General features: G+C 64.1%; 19 protein-coding genes, 2 tRNA genes and 1 pseudogene. 9 read left to right on the forward strand and 13 right to left on the reverse strand.

Going from position 1 to position 22,330, the window contains the following annotated elements:
- Window position 1 precedes the first annotated feature (1 nt).
- From carB to XALGPE39_RS07930, 6 genes are all read right to left on the reverse strand, one after another.
- Window positions 2-3,244 carry a carbamoyl-phosphate synthase large subunit gene (gene carB / locus XALGPE39_RS07905; RefSeq protein ID WP_045727710.1) on the reverse strand — a complete coding sequence of 1,081 codons (3,243 nt, stop codon included), beginning with the start codon at window positions 3,242-3,244 and terminating at the stop codon, window positions 2-4.
- A gap of 103 nt (window positions 3,245-3,347) precedes the next feature.
- Window positions 3,348-4,472 carry a glutamine-hydrolyzing carbamoyl-phosphate synthase small subunit gene (carA, locus tag XALGPE39_RS07910; RefSeq protein WP_045727711.1) on the reverse strand — a complete coding sequence of 375 codons (1,125 nt, stop codon included), beginning with the start codon at window positions 4,470-4,472 and terminating at the stop codon, window positions 3,348-3,350.
- A 165-nt stretch (window positions 4,473-4,637) separates the two neighbouring features.
- Entirely contained in the window at window positions 4,638-5,354 is a 717-nt protein-coding gene (gene dapB / locus XALGPE39_RS07915) for a 4-hydroxy-tetrahydrodipicolinate reductase (protein ID WP_082061854.1), read from the reverse strand.
- 196 nt (window positions 5,355-5,550) lie between these two features.
- Window positions 5,551-5,805, reverse strand: a complete 255-nt coding sequence (locus XALGPE39_RS07920; protein ID WP_045727713.1) for a DUF6587 family protein — start codon at window positions 5,803-5,805, stop codon at window positions 5,551-5,553.
- Window position 5,806: 1 nt separating this feature from the next.
- Complete coding sequence (locus XALGPE39_RS07925) at window positions 5,807-7,666, reverse strand: ferrous iron transporter B (protein WP_045727714.1); 1,860 nt, start codon at window positions 7,664-7,666, stop codon at window positions 5,807-5,809.
- The gene (locus XALGPE39_RS07930; protein WP_152624851.1) at window positions 7,663-7,914 is read right to left on the reverse strand and encodes a FeoA family protein; all 252 of its coding nucleotides are present in this window, start codon (window positions 7,912-7,914) and stop codon (window positions 7,663-7,665) included. Before XALGPE39_RS07930 ends, XALGPE39_RS07925 begins: the two co-directional genes overlap by 4 nt.
- A 125-nt stretch (window positions 7,915-8,039) precedes the next feature.
- On the opposite strand from XALGPE39_RS07930, the gene XALGPE39_RS07935 reads away from it, so the two are divergent.
- The 4 genes from XALGPE39_RS07935 (at window position 8,040) to yeiP (ending at window position 11,385) form a co-directional block, all read left to right on the forward strand.
- Window positions 8,040-8,828 carry an enoyl-CoA hydratase-related protein gene (locus XALGPE39_RS07935; RefSeq protein WP_045727716.1) on the forward strand — a complete coding sequence of 263 codons (789 nt, stop codon included), beginning with the start codon at window positions 8,040-8,042 and terminating at the stop codon, window positions 8,826-8,828.
- A 165-nt stretch (window positions 8,829-8,993) separates the two neighbouring features.
- Window positions 8,994-9,911, forward strand: coding sequence for a hydroxymethylglutaryl-CoA lyase (locus XALGPE39_RS07940; RefSeq protein WP_045727717.1), 918 nt, complete (start codon window positions 8,994-8,996; stop codon window positions 9,909-9,911).
- Between the two features lie 68 nt (window positions 9,912-9,979).
- Window positions 9,980-10,750: an SDR family oxidoreductase gene (locus tag XALGPE39_RS07945; protein WP_045727718.1), complete on the forward strand. Its 771-nt coding sequence runs from the start codon at window positions 9,980-9,982 to the stop codon at window positions 10,748-10,750.
- Between the two features lie 68 nt (window positions 10,751-10,818).
- Window positions 10,819-11,385 carry an elongation factor P-like protein YeiP gene (gene yeiP / locus XALGPE39_RS07950; RefSeq protein WP_045727719.1) on the forward strand — a complete coding sequence of 189 codons (567 nt, stop codon included), beginning with the start codon at window positions 10,819-10,821 and terminating at the stop codon, window positions 11,383-11,385.
- A gap of 78 nt (window positions 11,386-11,463) precedes the next feature.
- On the opposite strand, the gene XALGPE39_RS07955 is transcribed toward yeiP, so the two are convergent.
- The 3 genes from XALGPE39_RS07955 to XALGPE39_RS07965 all read right to left on the reverse strand — a co-directional run bounded on the left by XALGPE39_RS07955 (window position 11,464) and on the right by XALGPE39_RS07965 (window position 15,199).
- Window positions 11,464-13,374: a DUF4105 domain-containing protein gene (locus XALGPE39_RS07955; protein WP_045727720.1), complete on the reverse strand. Its 1,911-nt coding sequence runs from the start codon at window positions 13,372-13,374 to the stop codon at window positions 11,464-11,466.
- A complete protein-coding gene (locus tag XALGPE39_RS07960) occupies window positions 13,371-13,682 on the reverse strand; it encodes a DUF2388 domain-containing protein (protein WP_045727721.1) in 312 nt (103 codons plus the stop codon). The genes XALGPE39_RS07955 and XALGPE39_RS07960 overlap by 4 nt, the downstream gene beginning before the upstream one ends.
- 128 nt (window positions 13,683-13,810) lie before the next feature.
- Window positions 13,811-15,199, reverse strand: a complete 1,389-nt coding sequence (locus XALGPE39_RS07965) for an FAD-binding oxidoreductase (RefSeq protein ID WP_045727722.1) — start codon at window positions 15,197-15,199, stop codon at window positions 13,811-13,813.
- Window positions 15,200-15,412: 213 nt separating this feature from the next.
- Here XALGPE39_RS07965 and serA point away from each other — a divergent pair, with 213 nt between their 5' ends.
- A complete protein-coding gene (serA, locus tag XALGPE39_RS07970; RefSeq protein WP_045727723.1) occupies window positions 15,413-16,654 on the forward strand; it encodes a phosphoglycerate dehydrogenase in 1,242 nt (413 codons plus the stop codon).
- 175 nt (window positions 16,655-16,829) lie between these two features.
- Here the strand turns inward: serA and XALGPE39_RS07975 are convergent, their stop codons facing one another.
- Window positions 16,830-17,366 (reverse strand): GspH/FimT family pseudopilin, encoded by a 537-nt coding sequence (locus XALGPE39_RS07975; RefSeq protein WP_045727724.1) that lies wholly within the window; start codon window positions 17,364-17,366, stop codon window positions 16,830-16,832.
- A 147-nt stretch (window positions 17,367-17,513) separates the two neighbouring features.
- Between XALGPE39_RS07975 and uvrB the strand changes: the two genes are divergently transcribed.
- Window positions 17,514-19,526: an excinuclease ABC subunit UvrB gene (gene uvrB, locus XALGPE39_RS07980; protein ID WP_045727725.1), complete on the forward strand. Its 2,013-nt coding sequence runs from the start codon at window positions 17,514-17,516 to the stop codon at window positions 19,524-19,526.
- Between the two features lie 95 nt (window positions 19,527-19,621).
- Window positions 19,622-19,696 (forward strand) — tRNA-Val (locus XALGPE39_RS07985).
- Window positions 19,697-19,822: 126 nt separating this feature from the next.
- Here XALGPE39_RS07985 and XALGPE39_RS07990 read toward each other — a convergent pair.
- A complete protein-coding gene (locus XALGPE39_RS07990; RefSeq protein WP_152624852.1) occupies window positions 19,823-20,185 on the reverse strand; it encodes a hypothetical protein in 363 nt (120 codons plus the stop codon).
- Here XALGPE39_RS07990 and XALGPE39_RS16435 point away from each other — a divergent pair.
- Window positions 20,142-20,573 (forward strand): annotated as a pseudogene (locus tag XALGPE39_RS16435) (transposase); the annotation flags it as partial. The gene XALGPE39_RS07990 and the pseudogene XALGPE39_RS16435 overlap by 44 nt on opposite strands.
- 236 nt (window positions 20,574-20,809) lie before the next feature.
- Window positions 20,810-20,885, forward strand: a tRNA-Gly gene (locus XALGPE39_RS08000).
- 179 nt (window positions 20,886-21,064) lie between these two features.
- On the opposite strand, the gene XALGPE39_RS14895 is transcribed toward XALGPE39_RS08000, so the two are convergent.
- Complete coding sequence (locus tag XALGPE39_RS14895) at window positions 21,065-21,697, reverse strand: hypothetical protein (RefSeq protein ID WP_052690037.1); 633 nt, start codon at window positions 21,695-21,697, stop codon at window positions 21,065-21,067.
- Window positions 21,694-22,320, reverse strand: a complete 627-nt coding sequence (locus XALGPE39_RS08010) for a hypothetical protein (protein WP_045727727.1) — start codon at window positions 22,318-22,320, stop codon at window positions 21,694-21,696. The genes XALGPE39_RS14895 and XALGPE39_RS08010 overlap by 4 nt, the downstream gene beginning before the upstream one ends.
- Between the last annotated feature and the right edge of the window lie 10 nt (window positions 22,321-22,330).

A 22,330-nucleotide genomic window follows, 5' to 3' on the forward strand; every position in this document is an offset into this window, starting at 1 on the left:
CTCACGCGTCCAACTCCTTATGCAGTTCCTGCAGCGCCCAGACCGGGCCGGTGCCGCGGAATTCCAATGACTGCACCAGCGCACGCGCGCCAGCGACCGTGGTGGAATAGGTGACGCGATGTTGCAGCGCTTCGCGTCGGATCGAGAACGAGTCGGAAATCGCCGGCCGGCCCTCGGTGGTATTGACGATATACACGATTTCGCCGTTCTTGATCAGATCGACGATGTGCGGACGCCCCTCGGCGACTTTGTTGATCTGTTCGCACTGCAGCCCGTTCTGCTGCAGCCAGGCGCAGGTGCCGCGGGTGGCGACCAGGGTGTAACCGCGCTCGACCAGCGCCTGCGCTACCGGCAGCACGCGCTGCTTGTCCGGATCGCGCACCGAGACGAACGCCTTGCCCAACGGCGGCGCCTTGATCCCACCGGCTTCCTGCGCACGCGCGAACGCGGCGCTGAAGCTGCGGCCCACGCCCATCACCTCGCCGGTGGAGCGCATCTCCGGGCCGAGGATCGGGTCCACGCCCTGGAACTTGGCGAACGGGAAGATCGCTTCCTTCACCGAGTAGTAGTCGGGCACGATTTCCTTCAACGCGCCTTGTTCGGCCAGGGTCTTGCCGGCCATGCAGCGCGCGGCGATCTTGGCCAGCGGCACACCGATGGCTTTGGACACGAACGGCACGGTGCGCGAGGCACGCGGGTTCACTTCCAGCAGGTACACGATATCGTCGCCGCTATCGTTGACCTGCACCGCGAACTGGGTGTTCATCAGCCCGACCACATGCAACGCCTTGGCCAATTCGACCACCTGACGACGCAATTCGGCCTGGGTGGCCGGCGACAGCGAGTACGGCGGCAGCGAACAGGAGGAATCGCCGGAATGCACGCCCGCCTCCTCGATGTGCTCCATGACCCCGCCGATCAAGACCTTGCCGTCCTTATCGGCGATGATGTCCACGTCCACTTCCACCGCGTTGTCGAGGAAGCGATCCAGCAGCACCGGCGACTCGTTGGAGACCTTGACCGCATCGCGGACATAACGCGCCAGGTCGGACTCGCCGTACACGATCTCCATCGCGCGACCGCCGAGCACGTAGCTCGGGCGCACCACCAGCGGGTAGCCGATCTCCCGCGCCAGTACCAGCGCCTCTTCGGCGTTGCGGGCAATGCGATTGGGCGGCTGCTTCAACCCGAGTTTGTCGACCAATTGCTGGAAGCGCTCGCGGTCCTCAGCCAGGTCGATCGAATCGGGCGTGGTGCCGATCACCGGCACGCCGTTGGCTTCCAGCGCGCGCGCCAGCTTCAGCGGAGTCTGTCCGCCGTACTGCACGATCACGCCCTTGGGTTGCTCCAGGTCGACAATCTCCAACACGTCTTCCAGCGTCAGCGGCTCGAAGTACAGGCGATCGGAGGTGTCGTAGTCGGTGGACACAGTCTCCGGATTGCAGTTGACCATGATGGTCTCGTAGCCATCCTCGCGCAGTGCCAGCGCTGCGTGCACGCAGCAATAGTCGAACTCGATGCCCTGGCCGATGCGATTGGGGCCACCACCGAGGATCATGATCTTGTCGCGGTCACTCGGCGCGGCCTCGCACTCGTCCTCGTAGGTCGAGTACAGGTAGGCGGTGCTGGTAGCGAATTCAGCCGCGCACGAGTCCACCCGCTTGTACACCGGACGCACTTTGTGCGCGCGACGCAGCGCGCGGATCGCGGCCTCGTTGGTATCGGTCAATTGCGCCAGGCGCGCATCGGAGAAACCGGCGCGCTTGAGCACGCGCAGCCGCGCGGCGTCGAGCGCATCCAACCCCTCGGCAGCCACTTGCTTCTCCTGCGCGATCAACTCCTCCATCTGGTCCAGGAACCATGGGTCAATGAACGACAGCGCATGCACCTGCTCCACGCTCATGCCCGCACGGAAGGCATCGGCGACGTAGAACAGACGCTCCGGGCCAGGGGCTTTCAACTCGCGCCTGAGCGCGGCCAGATCGTCCTCGTTGCACAGATCCAAGCCAGTTGGGTCCAGCCCGATCTTGCCGGTCTCCAGGCCGCGCAGCGCCTTCTGCAGCGACTCGGAGAAGGTGCGGCCCATCGCCATCACCTCGCCCACCGACTTCATCTGCGTGGTCAGGCGCGCATCGGCCTGCGGGAATTTCTCGAACGCAAAACGCGGGATCTTGGTGACGACATAGTCGATCGCCGGCTCGAACGAGGCCGGAGTCAAGCCGCCGGTGATCTCGTTCTTCAATTCGTCCAGGGTATAGCCCACCGCCAACTTGGCCGCGACCTTGGCGATCGGGAAGCCGGTGGCCTTGGACGCCAGCGCCGAGGAACGCGACACGCGCGGATTCATCTCGATCACCACCACGCGCCCGGTCTGCGGGTTGATACCGAACTGCACGTTGGAGCCGCCGGTATCCACGCCGATCTTGCGCAGCACCGCGATGGACGCATCGCGCAGGCGTTGGTATTCCTTGTCGGTCAGGGTCTGTGCCGGTGCCACGGTGATCGAGTCGCCGGTGTGCACGCCCATCGGATCGAGGTTCTCGATGGCGCAGACGATGATGCAGTTATCCGCGGTGTCGCGGACCACTTCCATCTCGAACTCCTTCCAGCCGAGCACCGATTCTTCGACCAGCACCTCGCTGGTCGGCGACAACTCCAGGCCGCGACCGACGATCTCGATCAGCTCCTCGCGGTTGTAGGCGATGCCGCCGCCGCTGCCGCCAAGGGTGAAACTGGGCCGGATGATGGTCGGGTAGCCCACCCTGGTCTGAATCTCCAGCGCTTGTTCCAGCGTGCGTGCCACCGCTGCCTTGGGGCACTCCAGGCCGATTTCGCCCATCGCCACGCGGAACAGTTCGCGATCCTCGGCCATGCGGATGGCCTCGCGTTTGGCGCCGATCAGTTCGACGCCATACTTTTCCAGCACACCGTGGTCAGCCAGATCCAGTGCGCAGTTCAGCGCGGTCTGCCCGCCCATGGTCGGCAGCAGGGCATCGGGTTTTTCCTTGGCGATGATCTTCTCGACCGTCTGCCAGTTGATCGGCTCGATATACACGGCATCGGCCATGTTCGGGTCGGTCATGATGGTGGCGGGGTTGCTATTGACCAGCACCACGCGATAGCCCTCATCGCGCAGCGCCTTGCACGCCTGCGCGCCTGAGTAATCGAATTCGCAGGCTTGACCGATGACGATCGGGCCGGCGCCGATGATGAGGATGGTTTGGAGGTCGGTGCGCTTGGGCATGGGGATTCTCAGTAAAGGCGATCCTGACGCGCCACGGGGGCACGCCAGGTGATCTGATGACGCCAGCAGTAACTCGGCAACGGCAAAACCGGCGCCGCGGCCATCAGGCGGCGGCAGCCATCAGCGCAGTGAAACGATCAAACAACGGCGCCACATCGCGTGGACCCGGCGAGGCTTCCGGATGGCCCTGGAAGCCGAAGGCCGGCGCATCGGTCAGCTCGATTCCTTGGTTGGTACCGTCGAACAGCGAACGATGGGTGACCCGAACATGCGCGGGCAGCGAGGCCTCATCGACCGCGAAACCATGGTTCTGCGAGGTGATCATCACCTGCCCACTGTGCAGATCCTGCACCGGATGGTTGGCGCCATGGTGGCCGTGCCCCATCTTCAAGGTCTGCGCGCCAGCGGCCAACGCCAGCAGTTGGTGGCCCAGGCAGATGCCGAAGGTCGGTATCTTGCGTGCAAGCAGCTCTTTGATCGCGGCGATCGCGTAATCGCACGGCGCGGGATCGCCAGGGCCGTTGGACAAAAACACGCCGTCGGGCTGCATCGCCAACACCTCGGCGACCGGCGTCTGCGCCGGCACCACGGTGACCTCGCAGCCGCGCTCGGCGAGCATGCGCAGGATATTGCGCTTGACCCCGTAATCGTAGGCCACGACCTTGAACTTGGGCTCGGCTTGAACGAAGACGTTGCGGTCCAGATCGAGCTGGCCCTCACGCCACGCATAAGGTTGATCGGTGGACACCACCTTGGCCAGGTCCATGCCCTTGAGCCCAGGGAAGCTGCGCGCCGCCTCCAACGCGGCGTCCACATTCACCGCACCGGCCATCAGCGCGCCGTTCTGCGCACCCTTCTCGCGCAGGATACGGGTCAGCTTGCGGGTGTCGATACCGGCAATAGCGACCACGCCACGCTGCGCCAGCCACTGCGGCAACGCCACCTGGCTGCGCCAGTTGCTGGGACGACGTGGCACATCGCGCACGATCAGGCCAGCCGACCAGACTTGAGCGGCCTCGTCGTCCTGCTCGGTGCAACCGGTATTGCCGATATGGGGATACGTCAGCGTGACCAATTGGCGCGCATACGACGGATCGGTCACGATTTCCTGGTAACCGGTCATGGCGGTGTTGAACACCACTTCGCCGACAGACAGGCCAGTGGCACCTACGGCAATGCCCTCGAATACGGTGCCGTCTTCAAGGACAAGGATTGCGGGTTGAGTCACGAGGTTCGCCTTGGGGGAAAAGAGGAACCCTGCCCCATCAAAACTTGCGGCTGCAAGAAACCGCGAACGCGGCGCTTCTCCGGGTTCGTGGCGATGGGTAACAGGCGAGGAAGAATTCTACCGGCGCGCGGCGGTCCGCGCCAGCCGTTTGTGTCAAAACGCCGTTCAGTCGAGCAAGTCGCGCAATCGGTAGGCCGCCGGCGCGCGTCCCGGCAGGCGTGTGGCGGCATGTAACGCGCCACGGGCGAAGATGTCGCGATTAGTCGCGCGGTGCAGCAGCTCCACCCGCTCGCCAAGGCCGGTGAACTGCACCAGATGCTCACCGACGATGTCGCCGGCGCGCAGGCTGGCATAGTGCGGGGTCGCACCGCCGTGTGCGGCTGCCTCGCCCAGGGTGAGCGCGGTGCCTGAAGGTGCATCCTGTTTATGCACATGATGGGATTCGACGATATCGCAATCCCAGCCGGGCAACGCCGCGGCGGCACGCTCCACCAGTTCGTTCAACACCGCAACGCCAAGGCTGAAGTTCGACGCCCAGATCAGCGCGATGCGCTCGGCCGCGGCCGCCAACGCCTGCCGCTGTGTCGCGTCCAGGCCGGTGGTCCCCGACACCAGCGCCGCGCCACGCGCCACGCACAGTGCCAGGACCGGATCAAAGCCCTCCGGCAGGCTGAAATCGATCGCCACATCGAACTCGGGCACGCCATTGAGTTCGGCCGCGGCGAAGTACGGCACGCCATCGATCACCCGCTGCGCCGGTGTTCGCCGCAGCACCGCAGCCACCACCTGTACCGCCGTATCCTGCGCCGCCAGACGCAACAACGCCTGGCCCATGCGGCCAGACGCACCATGAATCAACACACGCAACGGAGAAGTCGTCATCCGCCAAGGCTAGCGGTTTGCAGCAGAACACAACAGAGGGAAAATCAAAAACCATCGCATCCGATGCGAAACGCCGACCAGCGCACCGCGCACGCAACGATGGATGAAGGATGCAGAACGCCGTCATCGACATCGCATCGCCCCGCACAGACGGGCGCGTCTGCACATGACACGCCGTTGACCGACGCAGCGAGTCTCAATGTCGACGCGGTGGCGCGGGACCGCAGTTATCGCAACCGCCACATCCCCCCGCGCCAACGCTGGGCGGCGGTGCGATCGCCCGCCCCAAAGACTGCAACCACACCGGGCGAGCCGGCCGCAGCAATACCCGCGCCAGCGCACCGCGCAACCAACGCACGCTGCTGGGGAATTGTTTCTTCAATACCACCCAGGCACTCACCAGCACCGCCAGCGCGATCAGCAGATACTGCAGCAGCAACGAGGCACTCATCTCACCCCCCTCCCAACGCCACGACGACCTGGTAGGTGATGAGCGAGGCCAGATAGGCCAACGCGAACAGGTAGCACGCCGCGATGCTCATCTGCTTCCACGAATTGGTCTCGCGCTTGATCGTGGCCAGGGTGGAAATGCACATCGGCGCGTAGATGTACCAGGCCAACAGGGATAACGCGGTGGCCAGCGACCAGCCATTGCCGATCAACGGTGCCAGCGCCTGCGCGGCGGCAGCGTCGTCGCTGGCGGACAACGCATACACCGTCGCCAGCGACGACACCGCCACCTCGCGTGCGGCCAGCCCCGGGATCAGCGCGATACAGATCTGCCAATTGAAGCCCAGCGGCGCGAACACCACGGCCATCGCATGGCCGATGCGCCCGGCGAAGCTGTAATCGATCATCGGCATGGTCGCATTGGCCGGTGCTGCCGGGAAATTCAATAGAAACCACAGCAGGATGGTCAGCGCCAGGATGATGCCGCCCACGCGCTTGAGAAAGATCGCCGCACGCTCCCACAGACCCAGCCCCAGGTCGCGCAGGCGCGGAACGCGGTACGAAGGCAGCTCCAGCAACAGCGGATGCTCGCCCCTATCGCGGCGCCATTTCTTCATCGCCCAGGAGACTCCCAGGCCACTGACGATGGCGGCCACGTACAAGCCGAACAGCACCAACCCCTGCCGATTGAACACCCCCCAGACCTGCTGTTGCGGCACGAACGCGGCGATCAGCAGCGTGTACACCGGCAGCCGCGCCGAGCAGGTCATCAATGGCGCCACGAGAATGGTGGCCAGGCGGTCGCGCGGGTCCTGGATACTGCGCGTGGACATGATGCCCGGCACCGCGCAGGCGAAACTTGAAAGCAGCGGGATGAACGAGCGTCCAGACAATCCCGCTGCCGACATCATGCGATCGAGCAAAAACGCCGCGCGCGGCAAGTAGCCGGATTCTTCCAGCACCAAAATGAAGCCGCACAAGATCAGGATCTGCGGCAAAAACACCACCACGCCGCCTATCCCGGCAATGACGCCATCCACCACCAAGCTGTTCAGCGGCCCGGCCGGCATGGCCGCGCCCACCCAGGCGCCGAGTGCATTGCTGGCGTCTTCGATCAAATCCATCAGCGGCTTGGCCCAGGCGAACACTGCCTGGAAGATCAGGAACATCACCAGTACCAAGGTCAGCAACCCGACGACCGGATGCAGCAGCCAGCGATCCAGCGCGTCGTCGATACGCGCCGTGCGGCTGGGCATCGTCACCGCACGCGCAAGGATGCTGCGCACCTGATCGTGATCGTCGCCGCGCGCATCGACCGACGCCACCACGGGCGGCAACGCCGGTGCCAGCGTATCCAGGTATTGGACCAACGCACGTGCGCCGTGGCGACGCACCGCCACGGTTTCGATCACCGGCACGCCCAGCGCCTGCTCCAGTGCCTGGCGGTCGATACCGATACCACGGCGCTGCGCGGCGTCGACCATATTCAGCGCCACCAGCATCGGCTTGCCCAGCGCGCGCAATTCCAATGCGAAACGCAAGTGCAGGCGCAGGTTGGTCGCATCGACCACGCACACCAGGACATCCGGCGCCGGCTCGCCTGGGTAAAAGCCACGGCACAGATCGCGGGTGATGGCTTCATCGACACTGGCCGGTTGCAGACTGTAGGCACCGGGCAGATCCAGCACCGCGAACTCACGTCCGGATGGCGCACGCAAGCGCCCCTCCTTGCGCTCGACGGTAACGCCAGCATAGTTGGCGATTTTCTGCCTGCTACCGGTCAACTGATTGAACAATGCAGTCTTGCCGCAATTCGGGTTGCCGACCAAAGCCAGACGCAGCGGCGCAAGCGCCTCCTTCATGGCCGCCCCTCGATCAGCGGACTGACCTGCACCCGCGCCGCTTCACTGCGGCGCAGCGCAAACCGCGTATAGCCCACCTGCACCAACAGTGGCTCCCCCCCGATCGGCCCACTGGTCAGCACTTGCACCTGCTCGCCGGCGACGAACCCCAGCTCGCGCAGACGCCGCGCAATGGCGTCGTTGGGCTGGCGCTCGTGCACGGCTTCCACCAGGGCGCTGCTACGCAAAGGCATATCGGACAAGGTCACAACAGGCTCTGTCGATAGGAATGATTATCAATTATAGCATCGCAACGCCGTATCCATGGCGGTCGCGGCGCAGCCGGATATGATCGCACAATGGCAGCCATTCCCTTTCCGCACGAGATCCATCGATGAGCGATGCACTGCTGCTGGAGCGATCGGGCAAGGTCCTGGCGCTGCAGTTGAACCGCCCCGCACTGCGCAACGCCTTCGACGCCGCCTTGATCGCGCAACTCACCGACGCGCTGCAACAGATCGCGGTCGATCCGCTGATCCAGATCGTGGTCCTGGGCGGCACCGGCAGCGCATTCTCGGCCGGTGCCGACCTGCAATGGATGCGCGCGATGGCCGCCGCCAGCGCGCAGGACAATCACGACGACGCGATGGCCCTGGCGCGCTTGATGCGCGTGCTCGACGAACTGCCCAAGCCCACCGTCGCGCGTGTCCACGGCGCCGCGTTCGGCGGCGCGGTGGGGTTGATCGCATGCTGCGACATCGCGGTGGCGTCCACCGATGCGCGCTTCGCGCTCAGCGAAAGTCGCCTGGGCCTGCTGCCGGCGGTGATCTCGCCCTACGTGATCGCCGCCATCGGTGCACGCCAGGCGCGGCGCTGGTTCGCCAGTGCCGAGCCGTTCGACGCCACCACCGCCGCGCAGATCGGCCTGGTCCACGAGGTGGTGGCACCGCAGGCGCTGGACGCAGCGGTGCAACAGCAGGTGGCGCTGCTGGGCCAAGCCGGGCCGCTGGCCGCCGCCGCCGCCAAGACCTTAGTGCGGCGTGTCGCCGCTGGTGGCGAACGCGATGCGCTGGACCAGGCCAATGCCGCGCTGATCGCGCAGTTGCGGGTCTCGCCCGAAGGTCAGGAAGGCCTCGGCGCATTCCTCGAAAAGCGCGCTCCGCGCTGGATCGGCCAGAGCTGACATGTCACCACAGCGCGCCGTATCCGCGTCGACCAGCAGCAGGCTAGCCCCGCTGGCGAGCCACCCGTGCCGCTGCTGGTGGCGATGTGAATCAGCAATCGCCGTGATCCAAACCATCGCAGCCGCGCTCACCTCTGCCACCTTGTATCTACAGAGGCGGCCGGCATGAGCGATATCGTGCGCGTGGTGGAAGTCGGTCCGCGCGACGGCCTGCAGAACGAGAAGACCTGGGTCGCCACCGTCGACAAAATCGAGTTGATCGCCAGGCTGTCTCGCACCGGCCTGCCGAGCATCGAGGCAACCAGCTTCGTCAGCCCGACATGGGTGCCGCAACTGGCCGACGCAGCGCAGGTCTACGCCGGCATCGTGCCGACGCCAGGCGTGGACTATCCCGTGCTGGTACCCAATCTACAGGGCTACGAGCGCGCCATCGCGGTGGGCGTGCGCGAAGTGGCGGTGTTCACCGCAGCCTCGGAAACCTTCAACCGCACCAATACCAATGCCGGCATCGATGCGTCGCTGGCGCGCTTTGCACCGGTACTGGCGCGTGCCGCAGCGGACGGAGTCAAGGTGCGCGGTTATGTTTCCACCGTGCTCGGCTGCCCTTACCAGGGCGTAGTCCCGTTGAACGACGTGGTGCGGGTGGCGCAACGCCTGCACGCGATGGGGTGCTACGAAATCTCGCTGGGCGACACCATCGGGATCGGCACGCCGGCCAAGGCACGGGCGATGCTGCGCGCGGTCGCCAGCGAGGTGCCGATGGCGGCGTTGGCGGTGCACTTCCACGATACCTACGGGCAGGCATTGGCCAACATCGCCGCGTGCCTGGACGAGGGAGTGCGCGTGGTCGATGCGGCGGTGTCCGGCGCTGGCGGCTGCCCCTACGCCAAGGGCGCCAGCGGCAACGTGGCCAGCGAGGACGTGGTCTACCTGTTGCATGGCAACGGCGTGCAGACCGGCATCGATCTATCGGCACTGGCCGCGACCGGGCGCTGGCTGGCGCATCGACTGAACCGGCCCACCGGCAGCAAGGTCGGTCAGGCGCTGGCAGCGGACCAGGACACGACGACGCCAGCACCGTAACCCCACATGCGCCACATGGCCGCTCCCGGCTAAACTGCGGTTTTCCCGCGTCCGCTAAGGAAATCTCGATGCAACTTGCCGATCTGCGCGCCGTGGTCACCGGCGGCGTGTCCGGCCTCGGACTGGCCGTGGCACAGCGCATCGTCGCCGAGGGTGGCAAGGTGGCGCTGCTGGATCTGAACGACGACAAGGGCACAGCCGCGATTACCGCACTGGGCAAGCAGCAGGCTTGCTACCTGCGCACCGACGTCAGCAACGAGGCCCAAGTGGCGGCACACTTGGATACCGCACAGCAGTTCCTCGGCGGCCTCAACACCGCGATCAACTGTGCCGGCATCCTCGGCGCAGGCCGCATCCTCGGCAAGGAAGCGCCGATGGCGCTGGCCTCGTTCCAGAACACGGTGATGGTCAATCTCGTCGGCAGTTTCAATGTCGCCAAAGCGGCGGCGAACCTGATGCAGCACAACGCACCTGGCGAGGATGGCGAGCGCGGTGCGATCGTCAACACCGCCAGCATCGCCGCCTACGAAGGCCAGATCGGCCAAGCGGCGTATGCCGCGTCCAAGGGCGGCGTGGTGGCGATGACGCTGCCGATGGCACGCGAATTTGCGCGCTTCGGTATCCGCGTCAACACCATCGCCCCCGGCATCTTCTGGACACCGATGGTCGATGGCATGCCCGAGGCCGTGCAGCAGTCGCTAGCCGCCGCGATCCCGTATCCTTCGCGCCTCGGACAGCCGGAGGAATTCGCCGACACGGTGATGTTCCTGCTGCGCAACCGCTACCTCAATGGCGAAGTGATCCGCCTCGACGGTGCGGTACGCCTGGCCCCCAAATAACCGCGACAGCGGCCCATGGGCCGCTGTCGCGCACCCCCTCTTCGCTTCCACCCACATCCTGTGCCGCCATGAAAGCCAACGAAATCAAGAAAGGCAACGTCGTCGAATACAACAACAGCGTGTACCAGATCCGCGACATCGAGCGCAGCTCGCCGCAGGGGCGTGGCGGCAACGTGCGCTTCCGCTTCGTCATGTACAGCGTGCCCGGTGGCAACAAGCTCGACGCCAGTTTCGACGGCGACGACGACCTGCGCGAGGTCGAATTGATGCGCCGTCAGGCCAGCTTCTCCTACAAGGACGGCGAGGCGTTCGTGTTTCTCGACGACGAGGACTACACGCCCTACACACTGGACGCCGACGCCATCGGCAACGACGCCGGCTACATCACCGACGGTCTCAGCGGCATCTACGTGCAGGTCATCGACGACCAGCCGGTGGCGATCCAACTGCCACAGAGCGTCACCCTGGAAGTGGTCGAGACACCGCCGGAGCTCAAGGGCGGCACCGCGACCAAGCGGCCCAAACCGGCCAAACTCAACACCGGCATCGAGATCATGGTGCCGGAGTACATCGGCAACGGCGAACGCGTGCTGGTCAACACCACGACAGGCGAGTTCGCCGGCCGCGCGGACTGAGCACCACCGCGCGGCGGCGACAACGACACCTGCGCGACCACACCGCGCGATGGCGGCCACCTTGCATCGACCTGCCGCTCACTGCACTGACGGCAGTGACAACTGCGAGGGCTGATTCAATTGCAGCCCGCCGCCCTCGCGGTTGAGCGTGCGCAGCCGCGCGCCCAGCGTCGCCAGGTTCGTGTCGAGCTGCTGCAACTCCGCCTGCAACGGCGACGGCAACAGATCACGCAGGCGTTTGCGCAGTGCGGTGCCGTCGGCGCGCAGCGGGGTGATCCACGCCTGACTGCGCTCCTGCAGCCAGGCACGCTCCTGTGCCTGCGGCAGGCCGTAGCCCGGCTGACCCTGCAACAAACTGGACGGTTGACTCAACAGCCCTTGCTGCGCGAGTACCGCGCGTACCGCCGCGGCCGCCTCGCGGGTATCGCCGACGGAATCCAAGCTGTTGCCAGGACGCACCAGCGCAAACCAGGACGACGCGCGCAGATAACGCCGCTTCAGCGCGTCGCGAGCGCGCATCTCGGCACGCAAGCGGGCGGCATTCTCCAGCAGCAACAACGCCGCACTGGCGCGCAGATCGCCGCGTTGCAGCCAAGGCGCACGCTGCGCGGCCGGCAGATCCAGCCAAGCATTGACATCGCGTGCCGGCAACGCCAGACCCGCACGCGCCACCGCGAACATCTCGGCGAAATACGCGCTCGCCGCAGGGAAGTAATACCCCTGCCGCACCGCCGCCGCGTTGCGCTCCAACACCGAGGCATCGGCGATACCAGCGCGCAGCAGGCGCTGACGCAGGCCGGTCGGTGTGATGCCGGACAAGTGCGCAGCCGCCAATCGCGGTACCGCGTCGTGCAGCAGGGCGTAGGTCTCTACGGCGCAGTTATTGCTGAGAAAGTAGTAGCGACCGTCGTAGCTCCAATGCAGTTGTCCGGCGCGCTCCAGCAACGCGACGATCTCATCGCGGCGCAGGTTCAACGGCAGCGACTGCAGCCCGCGCAGTTGTACCTGGGTGTAATCGTCGATCACTTGATGCAGCGGCAGCACGAACAACCGCGACGGATACGAACCAATCAATCCACGCAGGTTGGAAATCTGCACATCGTTGACGAAGGCGCGAAACGACAGCACCACGTGGTCAGCCAGATCGAGCCGGCATTGCGGCCCGAGCGGCCGTCCCGGCGCGCAGATCACCAGGCGCAGCATGCTGTGGCCCCAGCGACTCATCGGCTGCGTATTGCCTTCGGCCAGCAGGTAATCCACCGCATAGACCCGTGCCGGGTCCACTTGCAGCAGCAGCGCCTGCTCGGCCAGCGGGTCCTGCACGAAGGTCAGGCCGGGCGCGCAGCGGGTCGGCGGCGGCGTCCATGCCAGACGCTGAGCGAAGTAGTCGGCCAAGGCCGGACGACGGCAGGCATAATCCGGATCGAGCAGGACGTGTTCCAGATTTACCGCCACGTACTCTGCCGGCGATTCCAACTCGTAACGATCCGGACTGCGCTCGGTGAGGGCGTTGTGGTCACGACGCAGGCCCAGGCGCATCGGACTCACCTGCCATCCGGCCAAGTCCAGCAGGCGCGGATCGGACGATAAGTGGCCGGCTGCGGAATGGTCGTAAACATGCGCTAGTTCGTGCAGCAGCGCGGCCATAGCCGGTCGCCGTGCCGGATCGCTGGCCGGATCGGTGCCGGCATTGGCCGCCATCCATTCGCGCAGCAATTGCTTGTTCAACAGCACCCGCTGCGCCAAGGCGCGTCCGTGCACCTGCGGCGGTAGATCGTCGCGCCACTGTAGCGACACAGAGGCAGGCAGTGCCGCCGCCCAGGCCGGTGGCAGCCGTGCCTGCGCGGCATCGAGCAAGCTCCGACTGGCCGCGCGCTCGGAAGCGCTCAGCCCCTGGTCATCGCATTGCAATTGCACCGCTTGCGCCGGGACCGCGCAGGCCAGCGCTGCCAGGACAAGCCACCGCGCCACGCGGCGGCGCAGTGTCACAGTGCCAGGATCGCCTGCGCCAATTCCAGGTCGCTGGCCTGCCGCGCCTGCGGATTGCGCTCGCGCAGCACACGCAGCGCCGCCTCCAATTGCGCGCCACGGATACGACCGGCGCTGGCGACGAAACCGGCGGCGTCATCGCGTGCCTGCAGCACAATCTTGTTGTTCCGGTTGGAACTGCTGTTCGAGGATTCCGAGCTGCCCGCCGAGCCAGCCGATGCGGAACCAGCCGAGCTGCCGGCGAAGCTGGACGCCTGCGCGAACACGGGCACGATCAGAGCGAGCAGCAAGGTCAAGCGCGCAGTCATTCGGGTCATCGCAATCGTTCCAGACAAAAGTCGTGTAAAGGAGCGCGGACAAGGCCACAGCACACCGCCAGGCGATTCACCGCGAGCAGTGGCTGAACCCGTGTCGGGCCGCGACGCCGCATGGGCGCTCAACTATCGAACAGTTTACCTGGATTGAGCAACCCGGATGGATCGAACACACGCTTGACCGCGCGCATCAACGCAATCTCCTGCGCACTGCGGGTGCTGTCCAGATAGGGCTTCTTGACCAGGCCGATCCCATGCTCGGCGGAAATACTGCCACCATGCGCGGCCAGCACCTGCGCGAGCAGCTTGGTGACGTGTTCGCAGGCGGCGATGAAATCCGCCGACGCGGTGGCCTCGGGCTTGAGCACGTTGATATGCAGGTTGCCATCGCCGATGTGGCCGAACCAGACCACGTCGAACTGCGGGTACGCCTGCGCGAGTAGCGCCTGGGTCTGCGCCAGGAACGCCGGCATCGCCGAGATCCGCACCGAGACATCGTTCTTGTACGGCGTGTAGCGCGCCACCGCCTCGGTGATGCCCTCGCGCAGGCGCCATAGCTGCGCCGCCTGTGCCTGACTCTGGCTGATGACCCCATCCAGGACCCAGCCCTGCTCCATGCACGCCTCGAACGCGCCAAGCGCCGCAGCTTCCTGCGCCTCATCGCCACTGGCGTATTCGGTGACCACGTAGTACGGATACAGCGTGTCGAACGGCGCCTGCGCGCCATGCGCCAGCACATGCTCCAGCGCGCGGTCGGTGAAGAATTCGAAGGCCTCCAACTGCAACGCAGAACGGAACGCGTCGAACACCTGCATCAACACCTCGAACGAGGGCAACGCCAGCAACATCACGTTGCTGGGCGGCGGCGGATCGGTCAGCCGCAAGGTCGCCTCGACCACGATGCCGAGCGTGCCTTCCGAGCCAATCAGCAACTGGCGGAAATCGTAGCCGCTGGAATTCTTGATCAACCCGCGGTTGAGATCGAGCAGCTCGCCGCTGCCAGTGACCACTTTCAATCCGGCGATCCACTCGCGGGTATTGCCGTAACGGATCACCCGGATACCGCCGGCATTGGTAGCGATGTTGCCGCCGATCGAGCACGAGCCGCGCGCGGCGAAATCCACCGGATACACCAGGCCATGTTCGCGGGCGGCATTGTGTACCGCCTCCAGCGGCATGCCCGCCTGCACCGTCAACGTGCGATCGACCGGATCGAAGGCCAGCGCTTTGTTCATCCGCTCCAGGCTCAGCACCAGTTCGCCGTGCGCTGCCACCGCACCGCCGGACAGGCCGGTACGGCCACCGGAAGGCACCACCGCCACCGCGTGGGCATTGGCCCAGCGCAGCACCGCCTGCACCTCCTCCACCGTGGCCGGAAGCGCAATCGCCAACGGCGCCGGGGTCCAGCGCCGGGTCCAGTCGCGTCCGTAGTGTTCCAGGTCGGCAGGGTCGGTCTTCAGCCGTAGGGTCGGAACGGCGTGAGCCAGGGCGTCCAGGCGCGGGTCAGTCATGGTCAAAAGTCGGCAACGAAAGCAAGCCCTCAAGCGTGCCAGTGTCGCACCGCTGCGTCCAGCGTGCGTGACAACGGACCGATACAGGAGAAACCATTGTCGGCGCTACGTTTACGCTGCGCCGCCCTCCACATTGCCGCCAATGGCCACGCACCCAAGTGCGGGCGCATCTGGCATAGTGTCCGGCCCGTTGGCCATGGCCCGCTCGCCGCAATGTCGCCCAAGAAGACCTCGTTCCCGAAGCAGGATATCCGTGTACTGCTGCTCGAAGGCATCAGCCAGACCGCCATCGACACGTTTCGCGCCGCCGGCTATTCGCAGATCGAATTGCACGCCAAGTCGCTGCCGGAAGAAGAACTCAAGCAGCGCATCGCCGAGGCACATATCGTCGGTATCCGCTCGCGAACCCAGCTCAGCGCACCAGTGCTGGCGCAGGCAAAGCGCCTGATCGCGATCGGCTGCTTCTGTATCGGGACCAATCAGGTCGACCTGGACGCGGCCGAACTGGCCGGGATTCCGGTGTTCAACGCGCCCTACTCCAATACCCGCAGCGTTGCCGAACTGGTCATCGCCGAGGCGATCCTATTGTTACGCGGCATTCCGCAAAGAAACGCCGAGTGCCATCGCGGCGGCTGGTCCAAGTCGGCCACCGGCAGCCACGAAACTCGCGGCAAGGTGCTGGGCATTGTCGGCTACGGCCACATCGGCACCCAGGTCGGCGTGCTGGCCGAAGCGCTGGGCATGCAGGTGATCTTCCACGATATCGAGACCAAGCTGTCGCTGGGCAATGCACGGGCGGCGGCCGACCTGAGCGATCTGCTGGCACGCGCGGACGTGGTCACTCTGCATGTGCCCGAGCTCGCCTCGACCAAGGACATGATCGGCGCGGCGCAACTGGCGCAGATGAAGCCGGGTGCGCACCTAATCAACGCCTCGCGCGGCAGCGTGATCGATATCGATGCGCTGGACGCGGCGCTGCGCAGCGGCCACATCGGCGGCGCGGCGGTGGACGTGTTCCCGGTCGAACCCAAGGGCAACGGCGAACTATTCGAATCGCCTCTGACCGCGCACGACAACGTGATCCTGACCCCGCATGTGGGCGGCAGCACGCTGGAAGCGCAAGACAATATCGGCGTGGAAGTGGCGGCCAAATTAGTGCGCTACAGCGACAACGGCAGCACCTTGTCTGCGGTGAACTTCCCCGAGGTCACCCTGCCCGAGCATGACCAAAGCCTGCGTCTGCTGCACATCCATCGCAACGTGCCGGGCGTGCTGTCGCAGATCAACGATCTGTTCTCGCGCCACAACGTCAACATCGACGGCCAATTCCTGCGCACCGACCCCAAGGTCGGCTATGTGGTGATCGACATCGCCGCCAGCGTGGAACAGGCCGCGGCGCTGAAGGAGGAACTGGCACGGGTGGCGGGAACATTACGGACGCGAATTCTGTATTGAGCACCGGCACGCGCAACCCCCTCCGAATGCGGGAGCAGAGGTCAGCGCCGGCGAGATTCCCACTAGGCTCTTCGTCCATCACCTCGCTCACAGATTTCTCCGTCGAAAACTAACACCCGTGCAGGATTTCAACGGGGCATGACAACCGCCGCGCGCAATTGCCGCTGTTGTATTTTCAGTCCGGAGCCAGGCACGACCGGCCTCCTTGCGCTTTAACCGAGCGCGTCCGGCCACTGTTGTTCACCACAACCTTGGCGCGTAGCCGTCCACGCTCGCATATCCTGACCGTGAGATTGCTGCCGCTGCTGAGTCCGTCCGGGAAGAAGCGGACCAAGGACCGATCCTGACTGGATAGCACCGCCAACGAGCCGATGGCTGGCGCGGTTTCCTGGCTGAGGATGCTGATGGGCGCGTCGGGCTGACCTCGCCGCTCAGGGTCGCGGAACACCATCCAGCCTTGGCTCCAGTCGCTATCGCTGCGACAGCGGCCGTCCCCAAGAGAAGGGCAAACGCTCACCGGAATGCCGGAACTGATGGCGCTGTTACGCGCCAGTGCGAAATAAGTGCTGAGTTGGTGGATGGTTGCGCTCACCCGATGGCTCGACCGCAAGTCCCGGAACCCCGGCAGACCGATCCCGGTGACGATGCAGATCAGTGCCATCACGATCATTGCTTCCAGCAATGTGTAGCCTTTGCTGCATACTTTGCGCATGATCGCCCTCCTATCCTTGAGAGGCTGCCAGTCTCATGGTCAAGTGACAGGACTTGAATGAGGGGGGGCTGCGTTCCCATGTAGGAGCTTCCCTCGGCGCTAGGTCAGTCGATGCCCATTGCCGTCTCCCACCTTTGAGGTGTGTGCATGTCCGACCGTTTTCAGCTCGTCTCACCGTATTCGCCAGCAGGCGACCAGCCAAAAGCGATCGAGAAGCTGGTCGCTGGCTTCCAGGCCGGTCTGGCCAAGCAGACCCTGCTCGGTGTGACCGGCTCGGGCAAGACCTACACCATCGCCAATGTGGTCCAGGCGATCCAGAAGCCGACCTTGGTGATGGCGCCGAACAAGACGCTGGCGGCGCAGCTATACGGCGAATTCAAGGCGTTTTTCCCGAACAATGCGGTCGAGTACTTCGTCAGCTACTACGACTACTACCAGCCCGAGGCCTATGTGCCGTCCTCGGACACCTTCATCGAGAAGGACAGCTCGATCAACGAACACATCGAACAGATGCGGCTGGCCGCGACCAAGACCCTGCTGTCACGCCCCGATGCGTTGGTGGTGGCCACGGTCTCGGCGATCTATGGCCTGGGCGCGCCGGACGACTATCTGTCGCTGCGTTTGATTCTGTCGATCGGCGAGCACATCGAGCAGCGTCAACTGATTCGCCACCTGACCGACCTGCAGTACACCCGCAACGAGTACGAACTGCATCGCGGCAGTTTCCGTGTGCGCGGCGAAGTCATCGACGTGTTCCCGGCCGAGTCCGACAGCGAGGCGCTGCGGATCGAACTGTTCGACGGTGACGTCGAGCAGTTGGCGCTGTTCGATCCGCTGACCGGCGAGACCCTGCGCAAACTGCAGCGCTACACGATCTACCCCAAGACGCACTATGCGACCACCCGCGAGCGCACGCTCAGCGCGGTGGATACGATCAAGCTTGAGCTCAAACAACGGCTCGAACAGCTATACGCGCAGAACAAGCTGGTGGAGGCGCAGCGGCTGGCGCAGCGCACCCAGTTCGACCTGGAGATGATGGCCGAGGTGGGCTATTGCAACGGCATCGAAAACTACTCGCGCCACCTCACCGGTAAGGCGGCGGGCGAGCCGCCGCCGACCCTATTCGACTACCTGCCGCCCGACGCCTTGCTGGTCGTGGACGAATCCCATGTCACCGTGCCGCAGATCGGCGCGATGTACAAAGGCGACCGCTCGCGCAAGGAGACACTGGTCGAGTTCGGGTTTCGTTTGCCGTCGGCGCTGGACAACCGGCCACTGCGCTTCGAAGAGTGGGAGGCGCGTTCGCCGCGCAGTATCTATGTGTCGGCGACCCCTGGGCCATACGAGTTGCGCGAGTCGGCAGGCGAGATCACAGAGTTGGTGGTGCGGCCGACCGGGTTGATCGATCCGCAGGTGGAGATCCGTCCGGTCGCCACCCAGGTCGACGACCTGCTCTCGCAGATCAACCTGCGCGTGGCCGATGGAGACCGGGTGCTGGTGACCACTCTGACCAAGCGTATGTCCGAGAACCTCACCGAGTACCTGGGCGAGCACGGAGTGAAGGTGCGCTATCTGCACTCGGACATCGATACCGTCGAGCGTGTGGAAATCATCCGTGATCTGCGCCTGGGCAAGTTCGATGTACTGGTCGGCATCAACCTGCTACGCGAAGGACTGGACATGCCAGAAGTATCGCTGGTCGCGATCCTGGATGCGGACAAGGAGGGATTCTTGCGTTCCACCGGTTCGCTGATTCAAACGATTGGCCGTGCTGCGCGCAATGTACGCGGCAAGGCCATTTTGTATGCGGACAAGATGACGCGTTCGATGCAGGCGGCAATCGACGAGACCGGTCGCCGCCGCGAAAAGCAGGTGGAGTACAACCTGGCGCATGGCATCACTCCCAAGTCGGTGGCGCGGCCGATCGTGGATATCCTGGAGGGCGCGCGTGAGGCCGAAGCCAAACCCGGCAAGGGGAAGGCACGTCGTGTGGCGGAAGAATCGCTCGACTATCGCACGCTTGAGCCAGCGGAGATCGCGACACGGCTCAAGGCACTGGAGCAGAAGATGTACCAGCATGCGCGCGACCTGGAATTCGAGGATGCCGCGCGCGTGCGCGACCAGATGAAGAAGCTGCGCGATGCCAGTCTGGTCGGTTAGGTCTGTACCTAGTCGAAGGCGTGCCCAGGCTATTGTTCTTGCCCGTCAGGTGAGCTAAGATGCGCGCCCCTGTGACGGTGCGCTGTTGCAGACAGGGGCGGTTAGCTCAGCGGTAGAGCACTACCTTGACATGGTAGGGGTCACAGGTTCGAACCCTGTACCGCCCACCAATCAAATCAATGATTTATAGTGATTTGATTGCACTTCCAAGTTACAGCAAGGAAGGAATATGAAAAACCGCCCATGAAGAGGCGGTTTTTTCGTTTCTGAGGTTCACCGCACTGCGCGCTTGTGGGTCACTTGCGCGGTGGCGAGCGTGTTGGCCTGCTTGCCGCCAGCAATGATGAAGCTGGCACGGCCAGCGCCGAAACACCGCGCTTATGCTGGCTGGCGTCGTCCTTGCTATGCGTGTTCTGCGCCGTTTCCAAGATCAACTTGTTGCACGCCACCAGTACCACGTGGCGCGTGCCGACGATCTGCGCATCATGCACCAGCACGGCGATGTGCACCGCGTCGTCGCTCAAGCTGTTGGTCACCGCCTGACTGTCATGGCTCTGGTCGTTTGATGGTCCGCCACCGCATCGAGTCGTTCCTGCCTCGCCATCATTCACGCGCTTGGTGATCGTGGACGACGCAACGCATGAGGCTGTCGCGATCAAGCTGGAGCGCACCATCTCCGGCCATGGCGTGGCGCGCGTGCTGGACCGGCTGGCGCACAGTCGCAGCCTGCCGTAGGCGATCCGTCGCAAAGATGGCCAAGCGTTCTGCGGCAAGGCATTGCTTGCCTGGGAATCTGTCCGTGGCATGCAGTCGCGGCTGATCCACCCCCGCAGGCCGAATCAAAACACCTATCTCCAATCGTTCAATGGCCGACTGCGCGACTGATGCCTCAACGAGAACACGGGCCGGCTCCCTACCCTGCGACATCCACAGACTAAAGAGCCTTAGCGATGCGAATACAAACAATAGCGAGCAGATAAGGCCATCGGCGACATCACCGCGTCCGCGCATGCTCGGCATCCGACCAACAGCAATATCATGCGACCCGTGCCCAGACCCGAACACGACTCAGGAACAGGAGCGTCACCCCAACTCCAAACGCCGCCACCGCTTCCGATGACGATCTGTCCCCTGTCGAGCCAGAACGGCGCCACGCACAACGAGAGTCATTGAGTGTCTACGGAACTCCGGGGATGCAAACGCCCGCAGACATTGCACGCGACACATCCTTGTAAAGGATCTAGCGCGATGCTTCGCAGGACTGTAGACTATGCGCTCTGAATGCGGGAATAGCTCAGTTGGTAGAGCGCAACCTTGCCAAGGTTGAGGTCGCGAGTTCGAGTCTCGTTTCCCGCTCCAATTCGCATGATGTGAACTTCCAGCGAAGTCAGTAGCGTCTTGGTCTTGATGCTACATCTGCGTCTACCTGTCGAGCAGACAGCGAAGTCTGCTGAAATCCCCCAAGCCACGCACTTACCGCCAAGTCGCCTTGCAGGCGGCATCACGCCTAATGCCAAGGCGTGATGCGCCACGGACGATCACCAGATGTTGTACATGGCGAAGCGGCCCTCTTCTACCTCAGCATCCCAATTGCCGTAGTGAACGCTACCGTCCCACCAATAACGGTTGCCAGGTTTCATGTATGAGCCCTTTCCAACGCGGCTTATGATTGTGCATGATCCGCCATCGACCCTCCACCAGCCCCCCTGGAAGACACCGCCCTTCCAGCGACGCACAACAACCTGCACGGGCTGCGCGGTACGACCGGGTTCGATAATCTGACTCCAACTGAAGCTCTCCGTATAGCTTTTTTGTTGCTGGTATTCCCCCCCGATGTTGAACATCCCCAAGAATCCTCCGACGATGGGGAGGCTCGCAGCCAGGTTCACACCGATCGACCATTGGTACTCCGAGGTGTTCGACTTGCTCCAACTGTAGGTGCAATTCAAGCCTGCATTATTGCAGTAGAACAACGGGCCTCGCCAGATCCAGTCGTCCCACGTATTGCGAGCCTGGCTCGTAGCGATTCCCCACGAGGTATGGTCGCCCATCAGGCTCACGAACCCACCGTTGCCGTCATTGCTCGGAAAACAGGCATCGGCATGAGCGATCTGAATGGGGGTTGCCGCCAGCACGAAAGCCAAGGTACTACCGATATGAGTGACTTTCATTGCGCAGGCTCCTTACTCTGAATTCCGAAAATATTCTGTACGGAATTAACACTGGGCTTGCTATCGGATTCTTGCGATTGGGCATTGGCCGCGGCCATCTGCAGTTTCTTCTGCACCACTTCGGGGGTGTCGATCGGCGTCACATAGTAGCCGCGATCAGCCTTTTTAACCCGCACTGCGCCCGAGTCGATGCTGGTTCCCGCCAGGGCCCTTAGCGTATTTGCGTGGGCCGACTGAGCCGAACCGTCGCTGGCGGCGTCCAACACCACTTCTTTGCCTTCAGCCAGCGCCTTGCGGGCCAGCTCCAGCGTGGCGCTGCCTCCCCGGTCGGCATCGCCGATCACCAGGATGTCATAGTTGCTTTCAGTACCGGCCGGCAGATATGCCGAAAGCGCCTTGGCGACGAAGCCCTTTGTAGGGCCGGCGAAATAAACCTTCTGGCGCACGTCAACATCGGACGACACGGCGTCGATGTGGCTGGGCGTGCCCCTGTCAACGGCCGCCGCTGGAACTTCTGCCGCAATTGCGGATACCTGCAGTGTTAACGTCACCACTAGCGCTGCGCCGGCATTAAGCCGCAACCAGCCGCTACACCAATTACAACTGCGTTCTTTTATGATCATGGGAAACCTC

Source organism: Xanthomonas sp. GPE 39 (assembly GCF_000963005.1).
Taxonomy (GTDB): domain Bacteria; phylum Pseudomonadota; class Gammaproteobacteria; order Xanthomonadales; family Xanthomonadaceae; genus Xanthomonas_A.